27 protein-coding genes are annotated in these 25,433 nt (G+C 70.2%); 17 read left to right on the forward strand and 10 right to left on the reverse strand.

Features of this window, described 5'->3' with window-relative positions:
- The first annotated feature begins 224 nt into the window (after window positions 1-224).
- From OG975_RS04815 to OG975_RS04835, 5 genes are all read left to right on the forward strand, one after another.
- Window positions 225-1,187: a fibronectin type III domain-containing protein gene (locus OG975_RS04815; protein ID WP_406327667.1), complete on the forward strand. Its 963-nt coding sequence runs from the start codon at window positions 225-227 to the stop codon at window positions 1,185-1,187.
- 81 nt (window positions 1,188-1,268) lie between these two features.
- Window positions 1,269-2,143, forward strand: a protein-coding gene (locus tag OG975_RS04820; RefSeq protein WP_406326904.1) for an IS5 family transposase whose coding sequence is annotated in 2 segments (ribosomal slippage) — window positions 1,269-1,613 and window positions 1,616-2,143 — 873 coding nt in all. Because the reading frame shifts where the segments join, the coding sequence is not laid out codon by codon here.
- 75 nt (window positions 2,144-2,218) lie between these two features.
- Window positions 2,219-2,878, forward strand: coding sequence for a hypothetical protein (locus OG975_RS04825; RefSeq protein ID WP_406326905.1), 660 nt, complete (start codon window positions 2,219-2,221; stop codon window positions 2,876-2,878).
- A 67-nt stretch (window positions 2,879-2,945) separates the two neighbouring features.
- Complete coding sequence (locus OG975_RS04830) at window positions 2,946-3,875, forward strand: LysR family transcriptional regulator (RefSeq protein ID WP_406327668.1); 930 nt, start codon at window positions 2,946-2,948, stop codon at window positions 3,873-3,875.
- 189 nt (window positions 3,876-4,064) lie between these two features.
- Window positions 4,065-4,604: a hypothetical protein gene (locus OG975_RS04835; protein ID WP_406327670.1), complete on the forward strand. Its 540-nt coding sequence runs from the start codon at window positions 4,065-4,067 to the stop codon at window positions 4,602-4,604.
- A gap of 12 nt (window positions 4,605-4,616) precedes the next feature.
- Here the strand turns inward: OG975_RS04835 and OG975_RS04840 are convergent, their stop codons facing one another.
- The 5 genes from OG975_RS04840 to OG975_RS04860 form a co-directional block, all read right to left on the reverse strand.
- On the reverse strand, window positions 4,617-5,201 hold the full coding sequence (locus tag OG975_RS04840) for a PadR family transcriptional regulator (RefSeq protein WP_406327671.1): 585 nt from the start codon (window positions 5,199-5,201) through the stop codon (window positions 4,617-4,619).
- Between the two features lie 94 nt (window positions 5,202-5,295).
- Window positions 5,296-7,311, reverse strand: coding sequence for an FAD-dependent oxidoreductase (locus tag OG975_RS04845; RefSeq protein ID WP_406327673.1), 2,016 nt, complete (start codon window positions 7,309-7,311; stop codon window positions 5,296-5,298).
- An 85-nt stretch (window positions 7,312-7,396) separates the two neighbouring features.
- The gene (locus OG975_RS04850) at window positions 7,397-8,197 is read right to left on the reverse strand and encodes an alpha/beta fold hydrolase (protein WP_406327674.1); all 801 of its coding nucleotides are present in this window, start codon (window positions 8,195-8,197) and stop codon (window positions 7,397-7,399) included.
- Window positions 8,198-8,331: 134 nt separating this feature from the next.
- Window positions 8,332-9,105: a putative protein N(5)-glutamine methyltransferase gene (locus OG975_RS04855; RefSeq protein ID WP_406327675.1), complete on the reverse strand. Its 774-nt coding sequence runs from the start codon at window positions 9,103-9,105 to the stop codon at window positions 8,332-8,334.
- 176 nt (window positions 9,106-9,281) lie between these two features.
- The gene (locus tag OG975_RS04860) at window positions 9,282-10,346 is read right to left on the reverse strand and encodes a hypothetical protein (protein ID WP_406336144.1); all 1,065 of its coding nucleotides are present in this window, start codon (window positions 10,344-10,346) and stop codon (window positions 9,282-9,284) included.
- Between the two features lie 221 nt (window positions 10,347-10,567).
- Between OG975_RS04860 and OG975_RS04865 the strand changes: the two genes are divergently transcribed.
- Window positions 10,568-10,984 carry a MarR family winged helix-turn-helix transcriptional regulator gene (locus OG975_RS04865; protein ID WP_406336145.1) on the forward strand — a complete coding sequence of 139 codons (417 nt, stop codon included), beginning with the start codon at window positions 10,568-10,570 and terminating at the stop codon, window positions 10,982-10,984.
- A 61-nt stretch (window positions 10,985-11,045) separates the two neighbouring features.
- Here OG975_RS04865 and OG975_RS04870 read toward each other — a convergent pair whose 3' ends face one another.
- Both OG975_RS04870 and OG975_RS04875 read right to left on the reverse strand, forming a co-directional pair.
- Window positions 11,046-11,759 carry a GNAT family N-acetyltransferase gene (locus OG975_RS04870; protein ID WP_406327677.1) on the reverse strand — a complete coding sequence of 238 codons (714 nt, stop codon included), beginning with the start codon at window positions 11,757-11,759 and terminating at the stop codon, window positions 11,046-11,048.
- Entirely contained in the window at window positions 11,756-12,676 is a 921-nt protein-coding gene (locus OG975_RS04875) for an NADP-dependent oxidoreductase (RefSeq protein WP_406327678.1), read from the reverse strand. The genes OG975_RS04870 and OG975_RS04875 overlap by 4 nt, the downstream gene beginning before the upstream one ends.
- Window positions 12,677-12,981: 305 nt before the next feature.
- Between OG975_RS04875 and OG975_RS04880 the strand changes: the two genes are divergently transcribed.
- The 5 genes from OG975_RS04880 (at window position 12,982) to OG975_RS04900 (ending at window position 16,553) form a co-directional block, all read left to right on the forward strand.
- Complete coding sequence (locus OG975_RS04880) at window positions 12,982-13,587, forward strand: sulfite oxidase-like oxidoreductase (protein ID WP_406327679.1); 606 nt, start codon at window positions 12,982-12,984, stop codon at window positions 13,585-13,587.
- 94 nt (window positions 13,588-13,681) lie between these two features.
- The gene (locus OG975_RS04885) at window positions 13,682-14,437 is read left to right on the forward strand and encodes a ferredoxin reductase (RefSeq protein ID WP_406336146.1); all 756 of its coding nucleotides are present in this window, start codon (window positions 13,682-13,684) and stop codon (window positions 14,435-14,437) included.
- Between the two features lie 151 nt (window positions 14,438-14,588).
- Entirely contained in the window at window positions 14,589-15,557 is a 969-nt protein-coding gene (locus tag OG975_RS04890; RefSeq protein ID WP_406327680.1) for an acetylxylan esterase, read from the forward strand.
- Window positions 15,558-15,565: 8 nt separating this feature from the next.
- Window positions 15,566-15,967 (forward strand): nuclear transport factor 2 family protein, encoded by a 402-nt coding sequence (locus OG975_RS04895; RefSeq protein ID WP_406327682.1) that lies wholly within the window; start codon window positions 15,566-15,568, stop codon window positions 15,965-15,967.
- Window positions 15,968-16,265: 298 nt separating this feature from the next.
- Window positions 16,266-16,553 (forward strand): hypothetical protein, encoded by a 288-nt coding sequence (locus tag OG975_RS04900; RefSeq protein WP_406327683.1) that lies wholly within the window; start codon window positions 16,266-16,268, stop codon window positions 16,551-16,553.
- Here OG975_RS04900 and OG975_RS04905 read toward each other — a convergent pair.
- Window positions 16,543-16,737, reverse strand: a complete 195-nt coding sequence (locus tag OG975_RS04905) for a hypothetical protein (protein ID WP_406327685.1) — start codon at window positions 16,735-16,737, stop codon at window positions 16,543-16,545. The two genes, OG975_RS04900 and OG975_RS04905, sit on opposite strands and share 11 nt — an antisense overlap.
- A 353-nt stretch (window positions 16,738-17,090) precedes the next feature.
- Between OG975_RS04905 and OG975_RS04910 the strand changes: the two genes are divergently transcribed.
- From OG975_RS04910 to OG975_RS04935, 6 genes are all read left to right on the forward strand, one after another.
- Window positions 17,091-17,768, forward strand: coding sequence for a GAP family protein (locus OG975_RS04910; RefSeq protein WP_406327687.1), 678 nt, complete (start codon window positions 17,091-17,093; stop codon window positions 17,766-17,768).
- Window positions 17,769-18,148: 380 nt separating this feature from the next.
- Window positions 18,149-18,376: a ferredoxin gene (locus OG975_RS04915; protein WP_369255584.1), complete on the forward strand. Its 228-nt coding sequence runs from the start codon at window positions 18,149-18,151 to the stop codon at window positions 18,374-18,376.
- Window positions 18,373-19,764 (forward strand): NAD(P)/FAD-dependent oxidoreductase, encoded by a 1,392-nt coding sequence (locus tag OG975_RS04920; protein WP_406327688.1) that lies wholly within the window; start codon window positions 18,373-18,375, stop codon window positions 19,762-19,764. Before OG975_RS04915 ends, OG975_RS04920 begins: the two co-directional genes overlap by 4 nt.
- Before the next feature lie 22 nt (window positions 19,765-19,786).
- Complete coding sequence (locus OG975_RS04925) at window positions 19,787-21,001, forward strand: cytochrome P450 (protein ID WP_406327690.1); 1,215 nt, start codon at window positions 19,787-19,789, stop codon at window positions 20,999-21,001.
- 440 nt (window positions 21,002-21,441) lie between these two features.
- On the forward strand, window positions 21,442-22,608 hold the full coding sequence (locus tag OG975_RS04930) for a serine hydrolase domain-containing protein (RefSeq protein ID WP_406327692.1): 1,167 nt from the start codon (window positions 21,442-21,444) through the stop codon (window positions 22,606-22,608).
- A 144-nt stretch (window positions 22,609-22,752) separates the two neighbouring features.
- A complete protein-coding gene (locus OG975_RS04935; RefSeq protein ID WP_406327694.1) occupies window positions 22,753-23,478 on the forward strand; it encodes a GntR family transcriptional regulator in 726 nt (241 codons plus the stop codon).
- On the opposite strand, the gene OG975_RS04940 is transcribed toward OG975_RS04935, so the two are convergent.
- Window positions 23,456-24,448, reverse strand: coding sequence for an anti-sigma factor RsbA family regulatory protein (locus OG975_RS04940; RefSeq protein WP_406327695.1), 993 nt, complete (start codon window positions 24,446-24,448; stop codon window positions 23,456-23,458). The genes OG975_RS04935 and OG975_RS04940 overlap by 23 nt on opposite strands.
- Entirely contained in the window at window positions 24,445-25,356 is a 912-nt protein-coding gene (locus OG975_RS04945; protein WP_406327697.1) for an MEDS domain-containing protein, read from the reverse strand. Before OG975_RS04945 ends, OG975_RS04940 begins: the two co-directional genes overlap by 4 nt.
- Between the last annotated feature and the right edge of the window lie 77 nt (window positions 25,357-25,433).

Genomic DNA, 25,433 nt, shown 5'->3' on the forward strand with positions numbered 1-25,433 from the left:
CGCCGGCGCGGGAACAGCGACGACAGCGGTCCGCGCCGTGGGCGTGAACTCCCCTGGAACAAGGGCGAGTTCACGCCGCGTCAGGGATCAGCATACGTACGTTCCCGGCAGTCCGGCCAACGGCCGCCCACCCTCTTGATGTGGTCGCGTCAGCCGTGTCTTATAGGTACAGACCAATCCCGTCGAGGGAAGGCAGACCCGTGCGACGCGTCCCCCCTGCGCTGATGCGTGCGTTGATGTGCGGCTCGCTGCTCGTGCTGGCGTCCTGTGGGTGGGGCGCTCAGGACGACGGCCAGGGCGAACGGCTGCCCTCGGCACCGATGGGCGTCACCGCCGCGGCGGGCAGCGCCACCAGCGTGCACGTCATGTGGAACCGGGCTTCCGAGGATCCGGAGGTCACCCGCTACGAGGTCTATCGCGGCACCACAAAGGTCAAGGAAGTACCCGGCGGGGAGCACATGGTGGACATCACCAGACTCAAACCGTCCACCACGTACGTCTTCATGGTCCGGGCCCGGAACGCCGCCGGGGACTCCGGACCGCCCAGCAAACAGGTGCGCGCCACCACTCCGGCAGCGGTCGCCGCCGATCACACGGCTCCCACCCGCCCCGGCCGGCCGCGCGGCAAGGCGGTCGGGAGCCGGGCGGTCCAGCTGTCCTGGGAGAAGTCGACGGACGACAGGGGCGTGGCCTCGTACGACATCTATCAGGGCGCCTCGAAGATCCACAGCGTCGGCGGCGCGCAGACGGCGGCCGTGGTCACCGGGCTGCGGCCCGGCACCCGTTACTCCTTCACCGTGAAGGCGCGGGACGCGGCGGACAACGTCTCGCCCGGGAGTGACGCCGTCCCGCTCACCACCGCGCCCGGTTCGGACGACGGCCGGGGGACGGCGCCGACCGGCTTCCGTGCGACGACCCACCGCGCGGACGGGGCGTACTACATCGATCTGTCGTGGATGGCGCCGGAAGTGGACGGAGTGATCACGGAGTACCAGATCCATCTCGACGGGCGTCCGGTGACCTCGCTGGTGTGGGGCGGCACTCCGCCCGAAGGCAAGTCGACATACAGCTTCTATGTGGGCCGGGACGCCGGGGTCTCCCACCGGGTGCGGATCAGTGCGAAGCTGCCGGACGGCACATGGGGCGGATTCTCCGCGGAGCGCACGGTGACGACGGGCAAGAAGTGAAGCGCACACTGCGGACGGGCGAGAGTGAGGCGTCTAGGGTCTGTTGCGAAAGTGGATCAAGGTCGTGGATGATCAAGCGCCGTGGGGCGTGGAGATCTGACGAATGGCCAGTGGGCTCGGCTGGAGCCGTTGCTGCCGCTGGGCAAGAAGCCGGGGCGGCCGCCGACGTGGACGCGTCGGCAGTTGATTGACGGCATACGCTGGCGGACCAGGACCGGTGCGCCGTGGCGGGACGTTCCGGACCGGTACGGGCCGTGGGACCGGGCCTACGACCTGTTCCGTCGTTGGCAGCGCAACGGCACCTGGAAGCGGATCTTCGAGCAGCTCCAGGCCGAAGCCGACGCGAAGGGCCTCATCACATGGGACGTCAGCGTGGACTCCACCATCGCCCGGGCGCACCAGCACGCCGCCGGGGCGCGTAAAAAGGGGCAGCGCAGAAGGAGTCTCCCGGCGGGGTCGACACCGAGCCCGACGACCACGGCCTCGGGCGTTCGCGCGGCGGATTGACCACCAAGTTGCACCTGGCGGTCGAGCAGGGTCAAAAGCCCCTCTCACTCATCGTCACCGCCGGGCATCGGCATGACAGCCCGCAGTTCCAGCCGGTACTGGAGGCCATACGGGTGCCCCGGATGGGTCGGGGCCGGCCGCGCACCCGGCCGGACAAGGTGCGGGCCGATAAGGCTTACGGCTCCCGAGCGAACCGCGCTTACCTGCGCAGACGTGGCATCGGCTGCACGATCCCGGAGAAAGCTGACCAGGTCCGCAATCGCAAGAAGCTCGGCTCCCGAGGCGGCCGACCGCCGAAGTTCGACAAGGTCGACTATCGCGAGCGACACGCGGTGGAGTGCGGGATCAATCGGCTGAAGAGGCACCGTGCGGTGGCGACGAGATACGACAAGCTGGCCGTCCGCTACGAAGCGACCGTACAGGTCGCTGCCATCAACGAGTGGCTGTGACAAGCCGGAGCGGGGGCAGAAAGTTCCTGGGAAAACCTTTCGAGGACACCACCACTGACCTGCCACCCTGGTGAGATGCTGCTCAAACTGACCGGTTCCAGCTGTTCGGGCAAGACCACGCTCGCTTACCCCGTGAGCGAGCGGCTGGGGCGGCTCGCCGTGCACGACTTCGACGAGCTCGGCGTACCGGAAGGCGCCGATCGCCAGTGGCGAAACCGCATGACCGAGATGTGGGTGCGGCGTGCGCTGGAGTACCAGGCCCGTGGAGTCGACCTCCTGCTGACCGGGCAGTCCCCGCTGGGAGAGGTCCTGGCCAGCCCCTCCGCCCCGTTGCTAGATGGCATCGCGGTCTGTCTGGTCGACGTGTCCGACGAGCTCCGGCGCGGCAGGCTCACCAAGCGCGACTCGGACCGGTGGGACGCTCCGGCGGTTGACGCCTTCCTCGGCTGGGCCGCCTGGCATCGCAAGCACGCTGAGGATCCCCGATACCGACCCGACGCCATCATCGACGACAGCTGGCCCCGTATGGCCTGGCACCGCTGGACCGGGTGGACCGCCGACGATCAGCGATGGTGCACCCACCTGCTCGACACTACGGACCAGCCTGTCGCGGAATCCGTAGATCAGGTTGAGCAATGGGTGACCGAACAGCGCGACACGCTCCGATCCGGCCGTCTCCCCCTGTCGCGGGGCTGGTCAGACCAGACAGCCGCCCGAGCCGACCACGACTCATGATCCACTTTCGCAACAGACCCTAGTGCGGACGGGCAAGCAGCGATAGGTGCGTCATAGGGTTACTCGTATGGCCCATAGAGAAGCCAATGCCGCGACTCCGCTCGATCTCTCCCTGCTGCGCACCTTCCTCACCGTGCACCGGACGGGGTCGTTCACGGCGGCAGGACGGCTGCTGGGCCTCTCGCAGCCGACGGTGACGACGCAGATGCGGTCGCTGGAGGAGCAGCTGGGCCGGGAGCTGTTCGAGCGGGGGCCGCGGGGTGTGATGCCCACGGCGGTGGCGGACGAGCTGGCCGCGCAGGTCGCGGCGCCGCTGGACACGCTCGCGGCGGTCGCGGATCGCGGCGGCTTCGGTGCCGACCAGCCGCCGGACCCGGTCCATGTGGCGGGTCCGGCCGAGCTGCTGTGCACGAAGGCGCTGCCCGCGCTGGCGCCGCTGACGGAACAGGGCGTACGGCTGCGGATCAGCACCGGGCTGACCGACGAGCTGCTGGACGGGCTGCGCGGCGGCCGCTTCGACCTGGTGATCGCCACGACCCGGCCGCGCGGCCGCACCCTCACCTCCGTGCCGCTGATGGACGAGGAGTTCGTGCTCGTCGCCTCCCCCGAATGGGCCGAGCGCATCGGTGTGGACCGGGTGGCGGCCGAGGGGCCCGCCGCGCTGCACGGGGTGCCCCTGGTGACGTACGCCGAGGATCTGCCCATCGCCCGCCGCTACTGGCGCCATGTCTTCGAGGTACGGCTGAGCGGGCAGGCCGCGATCACGGTGCCCGATCTGCGGGGCGTCCTCGCGGCGGTCGTGTCCGGCGCCGGGATCACGGTGCTCCCCCGCTATCTGTGCCTCGCCGAGCTGGCCTCCGGCGCCCTGGTGCCCCTGCTGTCGCCCGAGGACCCGCCGATCAATACCGGGTATCTCACCCAGCGGCCCGGCGCCTCGGACAACCCGCATGTGGCCCTCGTCCGGGAGCGGCTGCTCCAGGCGGGCCGCACGTGGTGACGCCTCACCCACGGCGGTAACAAGTCATCAGCAGTCGGCCGGACGAAGGAATTCATCACCTGCCCGGTCCCCGTCCGCATGCGGGCCGGGCCGGGGGCACGTTGGCTCTCCCTGAGGCAGCACGGGCCTTTCCAATCCTCGGCGGCGCATGGGATGTACCGCCAACCGTGCCGCTGGAGGGCAGTTCCTATGCGTACTACTCAGTTTCTTCTCCGCTCCGGCCTGACCGTGGCCGCCGCCGCTGCGCTGCCGCTTACCCTGACCGCTCCCTCGGCCGCCGCGTTCGGTTCGGGGATCTCGGTGAGTACCACCGGTTCCGTCGTTTCGGTCACCACCAGCGCGTGTCCGAGCAACGGCAGCAGCTTCGGCAACTCCTCCTTGCTCTCCAGTGGACAGGCGAACTTCTCCCAAGGGCGCCAAATGTCGCTGACGGGGACGAGCAGTAGTCAGTCCTCGTCCTGGTCGGGCGTGAGCCCGGGCACCTACACCGTCATCGTGGTCTGCCAGGACGGGACGACGGCGGGCACCCAGTCCATCATCGTCTCGGCCCCCTCGACGCCCACGATCTCCGCGACGGCCTCACCGTCGCTCGGGGTCATGGGCGGTTTCGGCGGAGCGGTCAAGAACTACGGCACGGTCACCCTGGTGGGCGGCGTCGCGCTGGTCGCCACGGGCACCGTGGCGGCGGCCTGGTTCCTGCGCCGCCGGGCCAAGCCCCACCGGCTCTGACCCAAGGGCACGTCACACCGGCGGCCGTCCACCCGACTCCGGTCGGAGGACGGCCGGCTCGTCCCCGAGTTGCCCGAACTCCTCCAGCGCGTGGGTCAGCCACTGGGTCCAGAAGGTCTCCAGGTCGATTCCGGCGCGCAGCACAAGGTGCCGGAGGCGGTCCTGCGGAGTGTCCTTGCCGGGTGGGAAGTCGCGCTTCTGGATCTCCTCGTACTCGGCCAACTGCCGCTGGTGCAGGGCGAGATGGCGGTGCAGGTCGGCCTCGATGCCTGCCGTGCCGACGACGGCCGAGGCGCGCAGCCGCAGCAGCATCGTGTCGCGCATCGGCTTCGGATCCTGGGCGGCGGCCGTCCAACGGGCCAGTTCGGCGCGACCGGCGGGCAGGACTTCGTAGCTCTTCTTCTGCCCCCGGGCCGGCTGCTCGGAGGGCAGGGCTCGGATGTAGCCCTCGGCCTCCAGTTTTCCCAGCTCGCGATAGATCTGCTGATGCGTCGCCGACCAGAAGTAGCCGATCGACTTGTCGAACCGCCGGGTCAGTTCGAGACCCGACGACGGCCTCTCGAGCAGGGCGGTGAGGATCGCGTGCGGGAGTGACATGGGGTCATCCTAGGGAGGGCCGCCCCACCGCTCGCGGGACCGGGCGCCTGGCCACGGCCCGCCGATACGGCGACGGCCCTCCCGCCTTTCGTCTCTAGAGCGCCGCCGCCAGCTCCGTGCCCTGCTTGATGGCACGCTTGGCGTCCAGTTCGGCGGCCACGTCGGCGCCGCCGATGAGGTGCACGCTGCGGCCCGCGGCGAGCAGCTCCTCGTACAGGTCGCGGCGCGGCTCCTGCCCGGTGCACAGCACGATCGTGTCGACCTCCAGGACCTGGCTGTGCCCGTCGACGGTGACGTGCAGTCCCGCGTCGTCGATCCGGTCGTACTGAACACCCGGAACCATGGTGACGCCCCGGTGCTTGAGCTCGGTGCGGTGGATCCAGCCGGTGGTCTTGCCGAGTCCGGCGCCGACCTTGGTGGCCTTGCGCTGGAGGAGGTGGACCGTGCGCGGCGGGGCGGGCCGCTCGGGCGCGGCGAGGCCGCCGGGTGCCCGGTAGTCCATGTCGACGCCCCAGTTCCGGAAGTACGTCGCCGGGTCCTCGCTCGCCTTGTCACCGCTGTCGGTGAGGTACTCGGCGACGTCGAAGCCGATGCCGCCGGCACCGAGGATCGCGACGCGGTCGCCGACGGGGGCGCCGTCGCGCAGGACGTCGAGGTAGCCGACCACGCTGGGGTGGTCGACGCCGGGGATCTCGGGGGTGCGGGGGCTGACGCCGGTCGCGACGACGACCTCGTCGTGCGCGTCCAGTCCGTCCGCGGTGACGCGGGTGTTCAACCGGACGTCCACGCCGTGCAGTTCGAGCTGCGTACGGAAGTAGCGGATCGTCTCGTCGAACTCCTGCTTACCGGGGACCTTGCGGGCCACGTTGAGCTGGCCGCCGATCTCGGGCGCGGCGTCGTAGAGGGTGACGTCGTGGCCACGCTCGGCGGCGGAGACGGCGCAGGCGAGTCCGGCCGGACCGGCGCCCACGACGGCAACGCGCTTGCGCAGCCGGGTCGGTGCGAGGACGAGTTCCGTCTCGTGGCAGGCGCGCGGGTTGACCAGGCAGGAGGTGATCTTGCCGCTGAAGGTGTGGTCGAGGCAGGCCTGGTTGCAGCCGATGCAGGTGTTGATGGCCTCGGGACGCCCGGCTTCCGCCTTGGCGACGAAGTCGGGGTCGGCGAGCATCGGGCGGGCCAGCGACACCATGTCGGCGTGGCCGTCGGCGAGCAACTGCTCCGCGACTTCAGGGGTGTTGATGCGGTTGGTCGTCACCAGCGGGATCGAGACCGCGCCCATGACCTTCTTGGTCACCCAGGCGTACGCGCCGCGCGGCACGGACGTCGCGATGGTGGGGATACGGGCCTCGTGCCAGCCGATGCCGGTGTTGATGATCGTCGCACCGGCGGCCTCGACGGCCTGGGCGAGCGTGATGACCTCGTCGAAGGAGGAGCCGCCGGGCACCAGGTCGAGCATCGACAGACGGTAGATGATGATGAAGTCCTCGCCGACCGCCTCGCGCACGCGCCGGACGATCTCGACGGGGAAGCGCATGCGGTTCTCGTACGAGCCGCCCCAGCGGTCTTCGCGCTGGTTCGTCTGGACGGCGATGAACTCGTTGATCAGGTAGCCCTCGGAGCCCATGATCTCGACGCCGTCGTAGCCGGCCTGCTTCGCCAGGCGGGCGGCACGCGCGTAGTCGTCGATGGTCTGCTCGACCTCGGCGTCGGTGAGCGCGTGCGGCGGGAAGGGGCTGATCGGCGCCTGGAGGGCGCTCGGGGCGACCAGGTCCTGGTGGTAGGCGTACCGCCCGAAGTGCAGGATCTGCATCGCGATCCGGCCGCCCTCGCGGTGCACCGCGGCGGTGATCTCCGTGTGCTGCTCGGCCTCCGCCTCGGTGGTCAGCTTGGCGCCGCCCTCGTACGGCCGGCCCGCGTCGTTCGGTGCGATGCCGCCGGTGACGATGAGGCCGACACCGCCGCGCGCCCGGGTGGCGTAGAACTCCGCCATCCGCTCGAAGCCGCGCTCGGCCTCCTCCAGGCCCACGTGCATGGAGCCCATGAGCACGCGGTTGGGCAGGGTAGTGAATCCCAGGTCAAGCGGGTTCAGCAGGTGCGGGTAACGGCTCATCTGGCCCTCCGTGCGCGGTGTCGTGTGTCTGTTGTAGACGACGGGCTACGCATTGTGCAACTAGTTGCACAATGACGAGGGTCACTCAGCGGAGGGCCACCCGGGCCACGAGTTCGGCGACCGGTGCGGGCTGGTCGACCATCACCAGGTGGCCCGCGTCGGGGACGACCACCATCGTGACGTCGGGGCTGGCGTCGAGTCCGGCGCGCTCCTCGTCCGTGAGCCCGATCTCGTCGTGGTCGCCGCGTACGACCCAGGCCGGCACGCCCGAGTCGCGGAGCCGCGGCACCAGCGAACCGTGCCGGTCCAGGTAGTCGAAGTAGCGGCGGATCACCTGACGGCAGAACGCCGGGTCGTTCTTCTTGAACTCGGCCACCAGCGCCTCACGGCGGGCCGGGGGCAGACTGCTCGCCATGGCGCGCGCCGCCACCTTCACCAGGGCGGACCAGGTCAGGGCTCCGATGCCGGGCAGCCTGCCGAGGCGATTGGCGACGGCCAGCGCCCTCGGCTCGTCGGGCGCGGAGAAGGTCGGGGACAGCAGCACCACCGGGCCGGAGAAGTGTCCGCCTGCCGCCATTTCCAGGGCGACGTTGGCGCCGAGGCTGTGGCCGACCACGACGTCGCAGCCCCGCTCCGCGGCGAGCGCGCCCGCCAGCGCCGCGTAGTTCTCCATGCTCAGGTCCCGTGGGGGCGGGGTGCCCGCATGGCCCGGGACCGTGGCCGCGATCAGCCGCACCGGCGCGGAGGCGAGCGCCGGCGCGGCCATCAGGTCCTCGTAGAACGCGCCGCTGCACATTGCGCCGGGAAGCAGCAGCACCGTCGCCCGTGCGTCGGCGGGCCCGGACTCCTGGATGTCCCACGCGTGGAACTTCTCGGGGGTGGTCATCGTCGAACCTCCGTCTCGCGCCTGCGTTCAGCCGGAGTCCGGCGCGCGAGACGGGGCGATTCGACGACCCGGGACCGGAAGTGGCGGCATGTCGGTCCGCCACGCGACCCGTGAGAGACGAGGAGAGACCGGTCCTAAGGGCGTACGCCGATCACGACGTTGGCGTACATCTCCTCGGAGACCGCCAGCCGGGCCAGCAGACCACCGCGGGCGAAGGCCTCGACAGCCAGGGGCGCCTGGCGCTCGCTCGTCTCGACAAGGAGGCAGCCGCCGGGGGCCAGCCACTGGGGCGCCTCCGCGGCGACCCTGCGTACGAGGTCGAGCCCGTCATCGCCTCCGTCGAGGGCGACCAGGGGTTCATGGTCGCGGGCCTCCGAGGGCAGCAGGCCGACCTCCTCGGTGGGGACGTACGGCACATTGGCGGCCAGGACGTCGACGCGGCCGCGCAGGGTGTCGGGCAGGGCCGCGAAGAGGTCGCCCTCGTGGACATGACCGGCGAACGGCGCGACGTTGCGGCGGGCACAGCGCACCGCGGCCGGGTCGATGTCGGCGGCGTGCAGTTCGGGCCCGCCGAGGGCCGCGGCCAGGGCGGCGCCCACCGCGCCGGAGCCGCAGCACAGGTCCACGACGACCGACGCGCCACGGGCGAGGGCCACCGCCTGGTCGACGAGGTACTCGGTGCGACGACGGGGCACGAAGACACCCGGCTCCACGGAGATGCGCAGACCGTGGAACCCGGCCCAGCCGAGGACGTGTTCGAGGGGCAGTCCCGCGACGCGCCGGTCCACCATGGCGGTGGCCTCGTCCGGGGTGCGGGCGGTGGAGAGGATCAACTCCGCCTCGTCCTCGGCGAAGACACAGCCTGCGGAACGGAGCGCGGCGACAACGGAATCAGCAAGAGGGGGCATGGAAGCCGAGAGCCTTTCGATGAGCGAAGGGCGCTCTCGCGGTCACCTACAGGCGGTGAGTCGCGTTGCCTTGGGAGGAGAGCACCCGACCTGACACAGCGGTAATGGGTCTCACCTCCTCGACAACTCCTCGGCTGGGGCGGTCCGCAGCCGGGACGGCCACCCTACAGGAACGGTCAGACGGCGACCGACTCCTCCAGCTCCTCCTCGGCCTCCGCCTCTTCGGTCACGGGCTGGGGCTCGGGCTCGGGCTCGGAGACAGGCTCTTCCCGTACGGCGCGACGGGCGCGCGCACGCTCGACGGCACCGGCGACGGCCGTGACCAGCAGGCCGATCACCAGCCAGGCGACCAGCGTCCCCACGTTGCCGGACAGCCCGTCTCGGTCGAAGTAGAGGAGGCTGCGGATGCCCTCGACGAACCCGGCGCCGTTCCAGAAGGCGTGCAGGGTGCCGAAGAAGCCGTTCTGGAGCTCCGGCCGGAACAGGCCTCCGGAGCTGGTGAAGTTGAGCATCACGAAGAGCACCATCATCGCGAGAGTGGTCCATCGCTTGAGGAACGTGTGGAGTCCGACGCCGAGGAAGAGGATGCCCGCGGAGTAGAGCCAACTCATCGCCCACACACTCGCGAGATCGTGGTGCGCGAGGTGGAAGACGGGCCCGGCGAGGGCGGCGCCGATGACGCTCACGACCGCGGAAACGCCCACGGCGAGCAGTGCGCGTATCCGCAGGGCCAGGCCCGCGCCCGCGGCACCGAGCGCGGCGACGGACGCGTACGACCCGATGCTCAACGCGATCAGCAGGAAGAACAGGCCCTGGCCCGTGGGGTCGTCGGAGACCGGCGGGGCCACATCGGTGACCTTCAGGGGCACTCCCTGCCGGTCGGCGACCGGCGCGAAGACCTTCTCGACGGCCACGGCGCCCATGTCGGACGCGGCGGTGGCGACGACCAGCTCCGGCGTCTTCGCGCTCAGCACATAAGCGCCCGTGATGTCACGGGACTTGAGCAGGTCCACCGCTTCGGCGCGGCTCGCGACGGTCCGTACGTCGAGCTTGTCCCCCGCCTTGTCCTTGACCGTCTGGGCGAAGACCTTCGTCTCGGGTCCGGTGCCGACGACGGCGACGGGCAGGTGGTTCGGCTCCGGCGTCACGAACGCGCCCATGTAGGCCAGCCCCATGCCGAGACACATCAGCAACGGGGTGACCAGGTGCGTGAGCACATGGCGCAGGGCCGGGGAGCGCAGGCCGGTGTCCACGGGTCCTCCATTGGTTGGCATATACAACTCTCTATCAAGTTGTACTATACAACCAGAGAGTGGAGGGAGGTCCCGTGAAGGCATCCGAAGAGTTCGATGAGACCGTTGTCACGGCGGGCACGGCCGGCACGACGGCCGCCGATGTCACCGTCGGCACGCCGGCCGCCGACCTGGCCGCCGACCTGGCCGTCGAGACCATTCAACGCGAGATGACCGTCTTCGCCCGGCGGGCCCGTGCCTCGGCGGGGCGCATGCACCCCGAGCTGTCCCTGGTCTCGTACACCCTGCTCGGCCATCTGGAGGAGAGCGGCGGCTGCCGTGCCACCGATCTGGCCTCGCACTACGCGCTGGACAAGTCCACCGTGAGCCGTCAGGTGGCCGCGCTGGAGCGGGCCGGGCTCATCGAACGGCGGCTCGACCCCGAGGACCACCGGGTGCAGGTGCTGCATCTGACGGAGGCGGGCAAGGAGATCCTCGCCCAGGTGACCCGACGCCGCCGCGTGGCGTTCCGGGAGCGGCTCATGGGCTGGTCCGAGGAGGATCTCGCGCGCTTCGCCTCGTACCTGCTGCGCTACAACACCACGGCTTCGCAGGAAGGCCCGGTCACGAAGACGTCCGCGAGCTGATCCGCGAGCTGAGAAGTGCCTCCGCCGCCGGTCCCGCCCGCGATCACCGCGGTCCTCGGCGTCACCGGGCTCCCACGACCCGCTCGTCGCCCAGGTGCTCGGGCACGCGTGCCGCCATGAAGCGGGTGGTGCGGCGCAGCCGGAAGCCGAGGGATTCGTAGAGGCGGATGGCGTTGGTGTTGCCCGCCGCGGTGTGCAGGAAGGGAGTCTCGCCGCGCTCGCGGATGCCGTGCGCGACGGCCAGGATCAGCCGGGTGGCCAGGCCCTCGCCCCGGAAGTCGGAGTCGGTGCAGACCGCGCTGATCTCGGTCCATCCCGGCGGGTGCAACCGCTCCCCCGCCATGGCGATCAGGGCGCCGTTCCGGCGGATCCCGAGATAGGTACCGAGCTCGACGGTGCGCGGCAGGAAGGGGCCGGGCCTGGTCCGCTCGACCAGGTCCAGCATCTCGGGTACGTCGGCGGGGCCGAGCCGCACGGCTTCGGTGTCCGGCGCCGCGGCGATCCCGTCGTCGACGAGCTGGACGCCCTCCAACTCGAAGGTCACCTCCCAGCCGTCCGGCGTCCGCCCGTTGAATCCGGCCAGGGGTGCCTCGCCTCCGGGGCCCACGAGGGCCGCCAGGTCCGCCCAGTCGTCGGCGTCCGGCTCGTCCGGCAACGCGAGCCACGGCGATACGTCCACGGGGTAGCGCAGGACGTTGCCGCGGCGTTCGGCGAAGTGGGCGTGCGGGCCGGTCAGCGAACCGAGCGCGGGGTTGTCCAGCGGGTGCGTGGTCATGCGGACACCTCGATCACGATCTTGCCGCGCGCATGACCGTCCTCGACGGTGCGCAGCGCCTCACCGGCCCGGTCGAGCGGGAAGGTCCGTGTCACGAACGGCCGCAGCTCGCCGTCCACCACGAGTTTCGCCACCTCGTCGAGCACGGCGGCGGTGCGGGCCCGTGCCACAGGTACGCCTCCGAGCCGCGCGACCGTCTCCCGGTCGGCGCCGGTGATCAGCTTCGTACGGTCGGTCAGCAGCGTCGCTGCGGCTTCCAGGACCTCGCCCCCGACCAGGTCGAACACTCCGTCCACCCCGTCCGGCGCCGCCGCGCGCACCCGCTCCTCCAGGCCGGGCCCGGACGGGACGTGCACGGCTCCGAGCGACTCGACGAAGTCCTTCTTGCCGTCGCTCGCGACCCCGACGACGCGCAGCCCGAAGGCGCGCGCGATCTGCGTGGCGGCGACACCGACTCCGCCGCCCGCGCCGGTGATCAGCACGGTCGCGCCGGAAGGCAGGCCGAGCTGGCGGATTCCGTCGTACGCGGTCGCCGCCGCGACGGGCAAGGCCGCGGCGTCCGTGAAGGACAGCCCGGCGGGCTTGTGCGCGGTGACGGCGACGGGAAGCAGGGCGTACTCGGCGTAGCCGCCGGCCACCGGGTTGCCGAAGACCTCGTCCCCGGCGGTGAAGCCGGTCACGTCGGCGCCGACCTCCTCGACGACCCCCGCGACCTCGTTGCCGAACACGGCGGGCAGCTCGCGCTCGTCGCCGCCCGGGCGGCGATAGCCCGTCCGCTGCTTCCAGTCGACGGGGTTCACACCGGCGGCGCGCACCGCGACGAGGAGCTGGCCGGGTCCCGGGCCGGGGCGGTCCAGCTCCGCCAGGGCCTCGGTCTCGGGGCCTCCGTACCGCGTGAAGACGTACGCCTTGGGCATCTGCTCCCTCACTCTCCTTCGCTGTCACCGGGCGCAAGGGCCACCGTCACCGGTTGTAGGGGCCACCGGATCCGCCATCAGCGGCAAGGAAGATCGCGGCGTGGCTATTCCCCGGCCCCTGGAGAGTTCATACGTCCGCAATGATCGGGGCCCCGCCCGGGCGCGGAGCACGGTCCACCACCGCGTACGGTTGAATGCGTAAGTATTGATGTACGCGTATGCGCTGATCACGGACGCATGTGCGGGCACTGGTCACGCTCGATCCGCGGGCCGCCGTCCCCGGCGGCCCTGGAGGCACCACCCCTATGAACGTCACGCGAGGCTTCACCGGGCGCCCGCGCGCCAACAACGCCGGACTGCCGCCCGGCCAGTACGACGCGGGCGACGACTGGCCCGTCCTGTCCGCCGAGGTCACCCCCGACCTCGCGCCCGCCGACTGGAGCTTCCGGGTCGACGGCCTGGTCGCCGAGGAGCGCACCTGGAGCTGGGAGCAGGCGCACGCGCTGCCCGCTTCGGCGTACGAGGGCGACATCCACTGCGTGACGAGCTGGTCGAAGTTCGGGGTGCGCTTCGGGGGCGTGTCCCTGGACGCGTTCCTGGACGCCGTACGCCCGGACGCGAGCGCCACCCACGCGGTCGCCTACTCGCACAGCGGGTACACCACGAACCTGCCGCTCGCCGACCTCACCGGCGGCCGTGCCTGGATCGCGTGGGAGTACGACGGGAAGCCGCTGCCCGCCGAACACGGCGGCCCGGCGCGGCTGATCGTGCCGCACCTGTACTTCTGGAAGAGCGCCAAGTGGATCGCGGGCCTCAGGATCCTCGACCACGACGAGCCGGGCTTCTGGGAGCAGAACGGCTATCACGCACGCGGCAACCCCTGGGAAGAGCAGCGCTACTCCGGTGACTGAGACGACTTCGGTGACGCAGACAGTTCCGGTGACCGCGACAACCGCGGTGGCTGAGACAACTCCGTTGATGGGGACAACTCCGTTGATGAGGACGATGACCGAGACCTTCGTGCCGCCCACGCGGTTCGCCGTGCCAGGGCGGATCGCCGTGAGCAACCGCGCCGCGGCCACCTGGCAGAAGGCCACGCTCACCGAGATCCGCCGGGAGACGCCGCACGCGGCCACCTTCCGGTTCGCGGTCCCGCACTGGACGGGGCATCTGCCGGGGCAGCATCTGATGCTGCGGCTGAGGGCCGAGGACGGGTATCTGGCGCAGCGCCACTACTCCATCGCGTCACCGCCCGGCGACGCCGGTCACATCGAGCTGACCCTTGACCATGTCGAGGGCGGCGAGGTCTCCGGCTGGTTCCACACCGTGGCCAGGCCCGGCGACTCGGTCGAGGTGCGCGGGCCGCTCAGCGGTTTCTTCGCCTGGCCCGGCGACCGGCCCGCGCTGCTCATCGGCGCCGGCTCCGGTGTCGTCCCGCTGATGTCGATGCTGCGCCACCACCGCGGGCGGGATCTGGACGTGCCGCTGCGGCTGCTCGTCTCCGCGCGCACCCCCGAGGAACTCATCTACGCGCGGGAGTACGGCGAGGAGACCACGCCCGTCTTCACGCGCGGCGCCCCGGACGGTGTGCCGGTCGGACGTATGGCGGCCGCACATGTGGCACCGCTCCTGGCCGAACAGCCTCCCGGTGGGTGGGAAGCCTATGTGTGCGGCTCCAACGGGTTCGCGGAGCACGCCTCCCGGCTGCTGGTGGAGGCGGGCCAGCCCGTGGACCGGATCCGCATCGAGCGCTTCGGCTGAGGCCGCTGAACAACGCCGTTGCTGCGCCGAGTTGAAGCGCCGCATCGAAGCGCCGAGGGCGGAGAACGGGCGGTGGCCAAGGCTTGGCGGCCCTCCGATGGCACACGTACGGTGTGATCATCCGCACCCCTGATGTCAAAGGTGGTCCTTCATGGCCCTGTTCGACCTCCCCCTCGACGAACTCCGCGACTACCGCAGCGCGTCCGCCGAGCCCGAGGACTTCGACGCCTTCTGGGCCAAGACACTCCAGGAGGCCCGTGAGCACGAGCTCGACGCCCGCTTCGAGCCGGTCGAGACAGCCCTCAAGACCCTCAAGGTCTACGATGTCACCTTCGCCGGATTCGGCGGGCACCCCATCAAGGGCTGGCTGACGGTGCCGGCCTGGGCCAACTCGCCCCTGCCCACGGTCGTCGAGTTCGTCGGGTACGGCGGCGGTCGCGGCCTTCCGCACACCCATCTGCTCTGGGCCTCGGCGGGCTTCGCGCACTTCGTGATGGACACGCGCGGCCAGGGCAGCGCCTGGGGCGGTGGCGGCGAGACCCCGGACCCGGTGGGCAGCGGGCCCGCGTTCCCCGGCTACATGACCCGCGGTGTCGACGCTCCCGAGAACTACTACTACCGCCGGGTGTTCACGGACGCGGTGCGCGCGGTGGAGGCGGCCCGCTCGCATCCGCTGGTCGACGCGGCTCGCGTCGCGGCCCTCGGCGGGAGCCAGGGGGGCGGCATCACCATCGCGGTGGGCGGACTGGTCCCCGATCTGGCCGCGATCGTGCCGGACGTGCCGTTCCTGTGCGACTTCCCCCGCTCGACGACCATCACGGACCGCTCTCCGTACCGGGAGATCGGCAACTTCCTCAAGACCCACCGCGGGCACACCGCCGACATCCTGCGCACGCTCTCCTACTTCGACGGGGTGCACTTCGCGGCACGCGGCCGGGCGCCCGCCCTCTTCTCGGTGGGCCTGGAGGACCAGACCTGCCCGCCCTCCTCGGTCTTCGCCGCGTTCAACGCGTGGGCCCACGACGACAAGGAGATCGAGGTGTACGACTTCAACGACCACGAGGGCGGCGGCCCCTACCAGGAGGCGGCCCAGCTGCGCTGGCTGCCCTCGCACCTCTGAGGCCGGCGATGGACACGGCTCAGGCGGCGCGGCGCTTCGTCCGGGTGTGGGAACGGTCCTGGGCGGCCCACGACGTCGACGCGATCCTGGAGTTGTACGCCGCCGACTGCGTCCACCGTTCCATGCCGTTCCGCGAGCCACACCGGGGCCCGGAGGAACTCGCCGCGTATATACGGTGGTCCTTCGCGGCCGAGCACACGACCGATGTTCGATTCTCCGAACCGATCGTCGGTCAGGACGGCCTGGCGGTCGCCGAGTTCCGCGTCCTCGCGGAGGAGGACGGACAGCCGTCGACGCTGGCGGGCTGCGTCTTCGTGCGCTTCGACGCGGAGGGTCTGGCTGTGGAGACCCGTGACTACTGGCACAGCACCCCTGCGTACGTAACCTCTCTCCCATGGGAGATGACTTAGTACAGCGAGCGCACTGGGGGAATCTGGAGGGACAGAACTGGGCTGGCTTGGCCTGACTGTCCACCGAAGAGACCGAGGGCGAGATCTCCTCTGACGCTACGTCGGAGGAGGCTGGCCCTCGGTTCGTCACCGGTAGAGACATCAAGAGCACTGAGGAGCAGGAGAGGGACGGCCGCGGGTTCGTCGAGAGCCGAGGCGGTCGCTACGTGCACGTACATGGAGCCGGACACCTCCGCCTGGAAGCGCAAGCGCGTGCGTCTGCCCGCCGATCATCGACATCACGGGCACCTTGGATCTGTTGACCGACAACGGGCGCGCCATGGCCGGTGTCGTCGTTGCCATGGCCAACAAGCAGTCCGCCGACACCGCTCGCCGCGCTCGCCGCAATCACAAGGCGCGACGAGACCGGGGCATACCTGTCGGTGGGACGCGCCCGCTCGGATGGCAGGGGGACAAGCGCATCCTTGATCCGACCGAGGCCAAGCACATTCGGGATGCGGTCAAACGCCTCATTGAGGGGGCCAGTTGGCACGCCGTCGTGGCGGACTGGAACCGCAAGGGGATCACCACGTCGGTCACAGCGTGAGTTGGAAGATGTTATTGACCTTGCCGACCGTCGCGGTGTCGAACTCGCCACGGTGAGCGGGAAGATCGACCTTGCGACGCCGACCGGCCGCATGGTCGCCCGCATGACGATCCGTGAGAGCGAGGCCAAGGCCCATCCGGGAGGGAATGCGGCGCGTACTCGCGAGTAAGAGCTTGGCAAGCATGCCGTGACTGACAGGAGCGGGGGATCGTCAGCCCGGCAGGCAAGCCGTGGGAGCCCGCTTTCATGACGGTCCGTCGTTCTCCGGCGGGCCATTTCGGCTTGTTGGGTGGGTGCTGAGCAGGGTGGTGGCCCGTCTGTTGCGCGCCGCGCGGTGGTGCAGCGCGGCTCACCCCTTGGGCGCTTGTGTCGTGCGGGTGGGCAATGTGCGGTCGACGATGTCCGTGGAGAGGTCTGAAGGTTTTTTGGCCCAGTGCTCTGCCCAGGACAGTCAGGCGGCTCTCCACACGGGCTGCCGGGCCGACTCCTGCCAAGCCCTGCCCAGTCCGATCACTCGATCCGCTTCTGGAGGCTGCCATGGGTCAAGTTCTTGGTGATGTCCTGGGTTTTGCGGCCGCCGTCGCCATCAGCCCGCTCCCGATCATCGCGATGATTCTCGTACTCGCCACACCTCGGGGACGACTCAACGGGTTGCTGTTCGCCGCGGGCTGGGTTCTGGGGCTCTCCGCGCTTGGCGGGGTGGTGCTGGCGATCGTCGGACCAGACGGTTCCTCCGCCGACAGTCAGCCGGCCACCTGGGTGGGCGGCCTCAAGATTGTCCTGGGAGTGCTGCTCGTCCTCTTCGGCGCTAGGCAGTGGCGTCGGCGCCCGGCGGATGCTTCGGAGGCGCAGTTGCCGAAGTGGATGGCCACGATCGACCGACTCACGCCGTTGAAGGTCTTCGGGCTTGCGGTGGCCCTGGTCGCGCTCAATGCCAAGAATGCCCCGCTGACCATCGCCGCAGGCGCCTCGATCGCTTCGGCCGGGCTTCCCGTCGGGCAGCAGATCGCGTCGCTGGCGATCTTCGTACTGATCGGCTCACTCGGACTGCTGGCTCCGCTGGGAGTCTTCCTGGTCGGGGGAGAGCGGGCAAAGACCACGCTCGGCGGCTGGAAAGACTGGGCCGCACAGCACAACGTCGCCGTGATGGCAGTCCTGTTCTTCGTCCTGGGGTTGAAACTGATCGGTGATGGCATCGGCATCCTCACCTCCTGACAGCGGCCACAAGCGGTGGACGGTCCCTTCGGCACGCACCTTCCGCCCAGCTCAGAGGCGCACTTCTCCTATTCGGGCCCACTGGCTTGCCGGGGTGACCGGCGCCCGTAAGCCCCTGTCCCGGGGTGCGGACGATATGCGTGCGGGATAGGCTTTTGGCGCCAAGGTCAGGTTCTCCGGGCGGTTTGCAGACGCCGAGGCCTCATTCGCGATGATCAATTCTTCCTGCGGAGACCTTTCACGCGCGGTGCACCCCTTCGCATTCTCAGGCGTGAACACATGCCGATTCCCTGTCTTCGAAGGCGTGCCTCGCGCTTTGGGCGCCGTAGGAGTGCTGCCTCAGGGCCCGCAGCTTTGCAGTCCCTGAAATGGAGGTCGGGATGAGAGTTGTCGTTGATCTGTCCCGGTGTCAGGGGTATGCGCAGTGCGCGTTCCTGGCTCCGGACGCTTTCCGGATGCACGGCGAGGAAGCGCTGATGTATTCCTCGAACCCGGACGACGCCCAGCGCGAGCAGGTGCTGCGAGCCGCGGCGGCCTGCCCGCTCCAGGCAATTCTGGTCGACCAGTTGGAGGAGCGGGACGCGTCGGTGGGGGTGTCGCCGTCATGAGCAGTGCCGACACCCTGCAGGGGTTCAAGCGTGACGGCCGCGTTGTGATCGTCGGGGCGTCGCTGGCGGGACTGCGAGCCGCGGAGGCTCTGCGCGATGAGGGGTTCACCGGGACGTTGACCATGATCGGTGACGAGCTGGGCGAGCCTTATGACCGCCCCCCGCTGTCCAAGCAGGTGCTGACCGGGTGGGTGCCGGCCGGGGGCACTACGCTGCCGCGACGTCGTGACATCGATGCGGAGTGGCTGCTGGGCGTTCCCGCCGACGGACTGGACCTGGCGACCAACCACGTGCATCTTGCCGACGGCCGCAGGATCCCCTTCGACCGCATGCTGATCTCCACCGGGGTACGAGCCCGGCCCTGGTTTGTCGAGGCCGAGGCGGCCCTGGACGGCGTATTCGTGGTCCGCACGCGCGAGGACGCCGAGGGCCTGCAGCGAGCGATCGCCGCCGGGCCCTCCCGCGTACTGGTCATCGGCGCGGGCTTCACCGGCTCCGAGATCGCCTCCATCTGCCGTGAGCGTGACATCCCGGTGACCGTCGCCGAACTCGCGCCGACCCCGCTGGTCGGGGGACTAGGCGCCATGATCGGTGAGGTCGCGGCGGACATGCAGCGTGCCCACGGTGTCGACCTGCGCTGCGGTGTCAAAGTCACCCAGCTGGAGGGCGACGCGCAGGGGCGGTTCCGCCGCGCCCACTTCTCCGACGGCAACACCGTCGACGCCGACGTGGCGGTGGTGGCGCTCGGAGGCATCCGCAACACCGAGTGGCTGAGCGACTCGGGACTGGCGGTGGGCCCATGGGGAGTCGCCTGCGACGCGGGCTGCCGCGCCTTCGACCTCAACGGCCTGGTCACCGACGACATCTTCGTCGCCGGAGACGTGGCACGCTGCCCGAACCCGATCTACGAATACCGCTTCATCTCACTGGAACACTGGGCCAACGCCGTGGAGCAGGCCGAGATCGCGGCGCACAACATGGTCAGCGCCCAGGCGGACCGCTGGCCGCACCTGTCCATCCCGACGTTCTGGTCCATCCAGTTCGGCGTCAACATCAAGTCCGTCGGTGTACCGACCTACGCCGACGAGGTCGTCGTCACCCAGGGATCCGTGCCAGACCACCGCTTCGTCGCCGCATACGGGTACCAGGGCCGCGTGACCGCAGCGGTCAGCTTCAACAACGCGAAGTGGCTGGACCACTACCGGCAGCTGATCGAGACCGCCGCGCCCTTCCCGCCCCCCTGCCCCACGCCCGACCAGCCCGTCGACGCGAAACCGGTACCCGTCGACTTCCCCGGCCCCACTCTGCTCGCCCAGGGTGCCACGGTGGTCGTCACCGGACATGACCCGGGCGAACGGCGCGTCAGCGCCATGCGGCAGCACAGGTAGGGGAAGCAGGAGGGAAAGTGACATGACCACGACCAAGACGCCCGACATCCTGCCCCGGATCCTCGACTATTCCTCCCGAGCCGACCCCTACCCGCTGTACGCCGAGCTACGCAAGACACCGGTGGCCCTGCAGGAGGACGGCAGCTACGTCATCAGCACCTATCGCGAGCTCACCGGCATACTGCACAATCCGCACCTGAGCTCCGACGTCCGCAACCTGTCACGGCCGATACCCGGGGCCGAGGAACGTGCCACGCCGTCGTTCATCAACATCGATCCGCCCGAGCACGACCGTCTGCGGCGCCTGGCGATGCGCCCCTTCGGCCCCCCGCACACCCCGGGGCTGGTGACCGGCATGGAACCCGACCTGACCGCCATCGTCAGCGGCCTGATCGACGACTTCGCTGGCAAAGAGCGGATCGACATCGTCGACGACTTCGCCTACCCGTTCCCCGTCACCGTGATCTGCCACCTGCTCGGTGTGCCGCGCGAGGACGAACCGCGGTTCCACGTGTGGGTGAACGCCATCATCGACTTGATCGCCTACGACCCCAAGACCGACCCGAAGGAGAAACTGGACAACGGCATCCAGGCCAGCAAAGACCTGCGCCAATACCTCGGCGGGCTGCTGGAACAACGCCACGGCCGGCCCGGCGACGACCTGCTGACGCGGTTGGCCAACGATGACGGGCCCGACGGGCGGATGACCGACGAGGAAATCGTCAGCACCGCCAACTTGCTGCTCATCGCCGGCCACGAGACCACCGTCAACCTCATCACCAACGGCATGCTGACGCTCCTGCGCCACCCGCAAGTGCTCCAGCGACTGCGCAACGAACCGGACCTGATCGTGCCCTTGGTCGAGGAACTGCTGCGCTACGAGCCCCCTGTGCACATGATTCCCTGGCGGGCGGCGTACAGCGACATCACCGTCGCCGACACCGTCATCCCCAAGGGCTCACAGATCATGCTCATGCTCGCCTCGGGCAGCCGCGATCCGGACCGCTTCCACGATCCCGACCGCTTCGACCCCGATCGGCAGGACAACCAGCACCTCGGGTTCGGCAGCGGCATCCACCTGTGCTTCGGCGGCCCGCTTGCCCGGCTGGAAACCCAGATCGCACTGAACGAGCTGGTACGCCGCCTGGACCGGCCCAGACTGGTCACCGACCCGCCGCCGTACCGGCCCAGCCCCGTCCTGCGAGGTCCCATCCATCTGCACATCGAACAGAGCTGAGGCTCGAGCGGGGCCCGAGGGCTCAGACATCCGCCGTGGCCACGCCGATCGGACAAGAGACACCGGTTTCCGTCCGAAGTACCAGTTCGGGTCTTTGATGTCCGATAATTACTGCTGGTGGTACGGCTCGGCCGGGTAAAAGTCGTGCCCTTCTCCGAGCCGGTCCGGCCGTAGCCCGAAGCGGTAAGGCCCTTCTGGCGCAGCAACATTGCCAGGAGGCTGCATTCCCTGAGGTGTTGCGCACACCGTCACGGGTCATCAGGAGCCGGCCGGTTCCCTCATCCTCATCCAGGCGCGCGCCACTGCCCGCCGCCCCCGTGACGGCGGCCAGTGGCGACGACGAGGTGGTGTCCTGCGGCTTCCCTCCAGTCCGACCAGTCGGTACGTTCGACGGGCCCGGACCCTTCCAGGTTCACCCGCGGACGTATGACGGAGGCCCCATGTCCCAGCACGCGCCTGACGTTCAAGGCCACTGCGACGCGCGTTTCTCGGCGGTGCGCGTCGCGTTCGAGGAGAACTTCCGCGACCGCGGTGAACTGGGCGCGGCCGTGACGGTCACGCTCGGCGGGGAGACCGTGGTGGATCTGTGGGGCGGTTGGGCCGACGCGGCGCGCACCCGCCCCTGGGAGCGGGAGACGCTGGTCAACGTGTGGTCGACGTCGAAGGGACCGACGTCGCTGTGCGCGCACATCCTGGCCGATCGGGGGCTGCTCGACTTCGACGCCCCGGTGGCCGCGTACTGGCCGGAGTTCGCGGCGGCGGGCAAGGAGAACGTCCTCGTGCGGCATCTGTTGTCGCACCGGGCGGGGCTGTCCGGGCTCCGTGAGCCGCACTCGTTCGCCGAGCTGTGCGACTGGGAGCTGACCGTCGAACGTCTCGCCGCCCAGGAGCCGTGGTGGGAGCCTGGTACGCGCTCCGGCTATCACGCGCTGACGTTCGGCCACCTGGTCGGCGAGGTGGTGCGGCGGATTTCGGGGCTGCTGCCCGGGGAGTTCCTGGAGCGGGAGGTGACCGGGCCGCTCGGGATCGACTTCACGATCGGGCTGCCGGAGAAGGAGACGGACCGCGCGGCCGAGCTGGTGCATCCGCCGGCCGCGCCGAGCAGTGAACAGGCGGCGATCTTCGCCCAGTTGGCGCCCGCCGCGCTGGCCGCGCTCACCAACCCGCCGGTGGGAGCCAACGAGGCGAACACGCCGCAGTGGCGGGCCGCCGAGATCCCGGCCGCCAACGGCCATGGGACGGCCCGCGCGGTCGCCGCGCTGTACGGGATCTTCGCCCGGCGGGGTGCGTACGGCTCCCGGCAGGTGCTCTCGCCGGAGGCCGCCGAGCGGGTGCGCGAGGGGCAGGGCAGCTGCCGTGACCTGGTGCTGGGGGCCGGGTTCGAGCACGAGACGGAGGTCGGGCTCGGGCTGTGGCTGAGCGGGCCCAACGGGTCGTACGGTCCCAACCCGAGGGCTTTCGGACACGACGGCTTCGGCGGCTCCTGCGGTCTCGCCGACCCCGAGGCGGGCGTCTCGCTGGGCTACGTCATGAACCGCATGGGCCCGCACATCGCCGACGACCCAAGGAAGATGGCGCTCGTCGACGCCCTGTACGGCGCGCTCTGAATACGCCCGCACCGCATGGAGGGTGTGGGCTGAAATCGGCCGAAGTGCCCGGCAGCTCTTTCCTGGTGGTTTAGACCAATGCTAGATGTGGTGGCGCAATGAGCCCGCACGGCTACGTCTTGTCACCACGCAGGAGGCGCGGACATGGCCCGCACCACCCATCCATCCGACCACGAGCCCCGTTACTCGCGGATCGCCACCCAGCTGCTCGGCGACCTGCGCGACGGGACGATTCCGCCCGGTGAACGCCTGCCGGGAGAACGGGAGTTGGCCACCCGGTTCGGGGTGAGCCGCGAGACCGTACGGCAGGCGCTGCAGATGCTGCGGCGCAGCGGTCTGGTCTCCACCGACCGGCGCGGCAGCCACGCCACCCTGCCCGGCACCACCGCCGAGCACGTCCCGTCCCTCGACTTCCCCGTCGGGGCGCACACCACCGAACCGTGCGCCGTCCAGCGCACCACCGTGAACTGGGAGGCTCCCTCGCCGGAACACGCGCAGGCCCTGGGACTCGCGCCGCGCCGCCCGACACTGGTCCACCGCTATGAGTCGGCCGCGGCGGACGGCACCGGACTGCGCACTGCCGTGACGTCCTTCTCCACGGTCGCGGTGACCGAGGTCGAGGAGCTGGCCCGCTACCGCGACCGCGCGGACGGCACCGCGTCGGCGCAGCTGCGGCGGGCCTACGACTGGATGCGCAAGGCGGGGCTGACCCTGCACCACCGGGACTCGATCACCCGGCTGCCGCAGTCCGTACGGGTCACCCGGCGCGTGCACGACCAGTACGACCGGCCCCTGGAGATCACCGACCTCATGGTGGACGCCCAACAGGACGCCCTGGTCTACGAGTTCACACTGCCGGCGGCCGGATGAACGCGCCGGGGCGACGGAAGTACATGCGTACGGTGGATCCGGTGGGCCCGAGGTCCTCGGCGACGAGATCGCTCAACTGCCGTACCACCCACATCCCGTGGCCGCCCACGGCCCGCGCGTCGGGCGGCAGATGGCCGGGGAAGGGCCCGGGCATCGCCCAGTTGCGCGCACCGTCGTCGGTAACCTCGCAGATCACGTAGTCGGGGTCGCTGCGCAGCCGCAGCACGCCGCCACCGCCCCCGAACCGCACCGCGTTGACCAGTACCTCGTGCACCGCCGCCACCATGTCGTACGTCCGCTGCTCGGGCATCCCCGAACGGCGGGCGTACGCGGCGAGGGCACCACGCACGGCCGCCGACCGGCCGCGTGCGAAGCGGATGTCGTCGCGGTCGTCACCGTCGTCGCAGTCCTCGGGCAACGGTGCCGCCGGGCGGGTGGCGTCGCATTCGGCGTAGAAGTCGGCCGGGTCGGCGTAGCGTCCGCTGGGAGCCGACATGCGGGCGCCGAGGGCGAGTTCGGGGTGGGTGCGGGTCGCGGTGAGCAAGATGTCGGCGGGGAGCGTGCGGGTGTCGTAGGGGCACAGGATCCAGTGGGCAGAGTGCGCGAAGGCGACATTGAGCAGCGACTCGTAGCGCATCCACTCGCGTGCCTCGAAGTCCGTGCGGCCCGCCCAGAGGGGTTCGTCGATGACGCGGACGCGGCGGTCCGTGCCGTGGTCCGCGCAGTACGCGTGGTACTGCCCCAGGGTGCGGGACGGATAGCCGTACCAGTCGTCGGCGTCGACGAACTCGACGTCGCCGGAGCGGCTGCCGAGGGCCTGTCCGAGGAGGGCGATGTTGTGGTCCTTGACGACGGCGAGGACGGCGTCGCCCGCGGCCAGGCCGTCGCGGACGAACTCCAGGGTTCCTTCGAGGAATTCGTCGTCCGAGCCGTAGCAGAGCGCCTGGTGGACGAACCCGGTCCGGGTCATGGCGGGGGCTCTCCTTGTGCTTCTCGGTCTCCTTGTTCGATCCGCAGGCCGGGCACCCGGTCCCAGCCGGTCACCCGCATCACCCGCTGTACGTGCGGGGCGACGCCGTGCAGGACGAGGGTGCCGCCCGCCGCGTACAGGCCGAGGGCCGAGAAGACCAGCAGACGCAGCGCGCCGACGTCCACGAAACGCAGGTCGCGCAGGTCGAGCCGGGTGCGGACACCGTTCGCGGTGCGGCCGCGGGCGCGGGCCGTCTCGGCGTGCAGGGCGCGGGCGACGGCGGTGACGTTCGTGTCGTCGATCTCCCCGGCGAGTGCCAGGCCGGGGGGTGCGAAAGTGCGGGTGATGGAGAGCAGTTCGTCGTGCCAGACGAGGTCGGCGGCGACCCTGCCGTGGTGCAGTACGTCGAGCGGGATCAACTCCTCCTCGTCGAAGACGCGCCGGTCGTACTGGCAGACGCCGAGCACGGGCAGAGAGGCGAAGACGGGATCGAGGAGGAGCTCGCTGTCGTGCAGCATCTTGAGGCTCTTGCCCGCCCGGCCGCACAACACCTCCATGCTGACGCGCAGACCGAGGAAGCCGTCGGCGACCGCGCGACGGGCCTCCCGGCGGATCACCTCGTCCAGGTCCCACAGCCCCTCGGGGGTGGCCAGCTGCGGGTCGACCGCCAGCCTGCCTACCGCGATCTCCTCGTCCACGGGGCAGCCGTACGCCTCCAGGAAGGACAGGGCCAGGCCCGCCGGAATGTCCCCCGGCGTCAGCACCAGCCCGCGCTGCCCGCTGGCCAGTCCGTCGAGGAGGAACGCGGCGAGTACGGTCTCGCGCTCCTCGTCCGTGTCGTAGCCGAGCAGCAGATGGTCTCCGGGACGCATCTGCCCGACGGCTCGCAGCGCCGGTACGGCTTCCATCCCCCGCACCCCCCAAGGTCGCCACTCGGTGTGCCGGGACGCTTCCACGCTACGCCGGAAGCGGCGGCCGCGTGAGG

The sequence above is a fragment of the Streptomyces sp. NBC_00203 genome, assembly GCF_045206325.1.
Classification (GTDB): domain Bacteria; phylum Actinomycetota; class Actinomycetes; order Streptomycetales; family Streptomycetaceae; genus Streptomyces; species Streptomyces lutosisoli.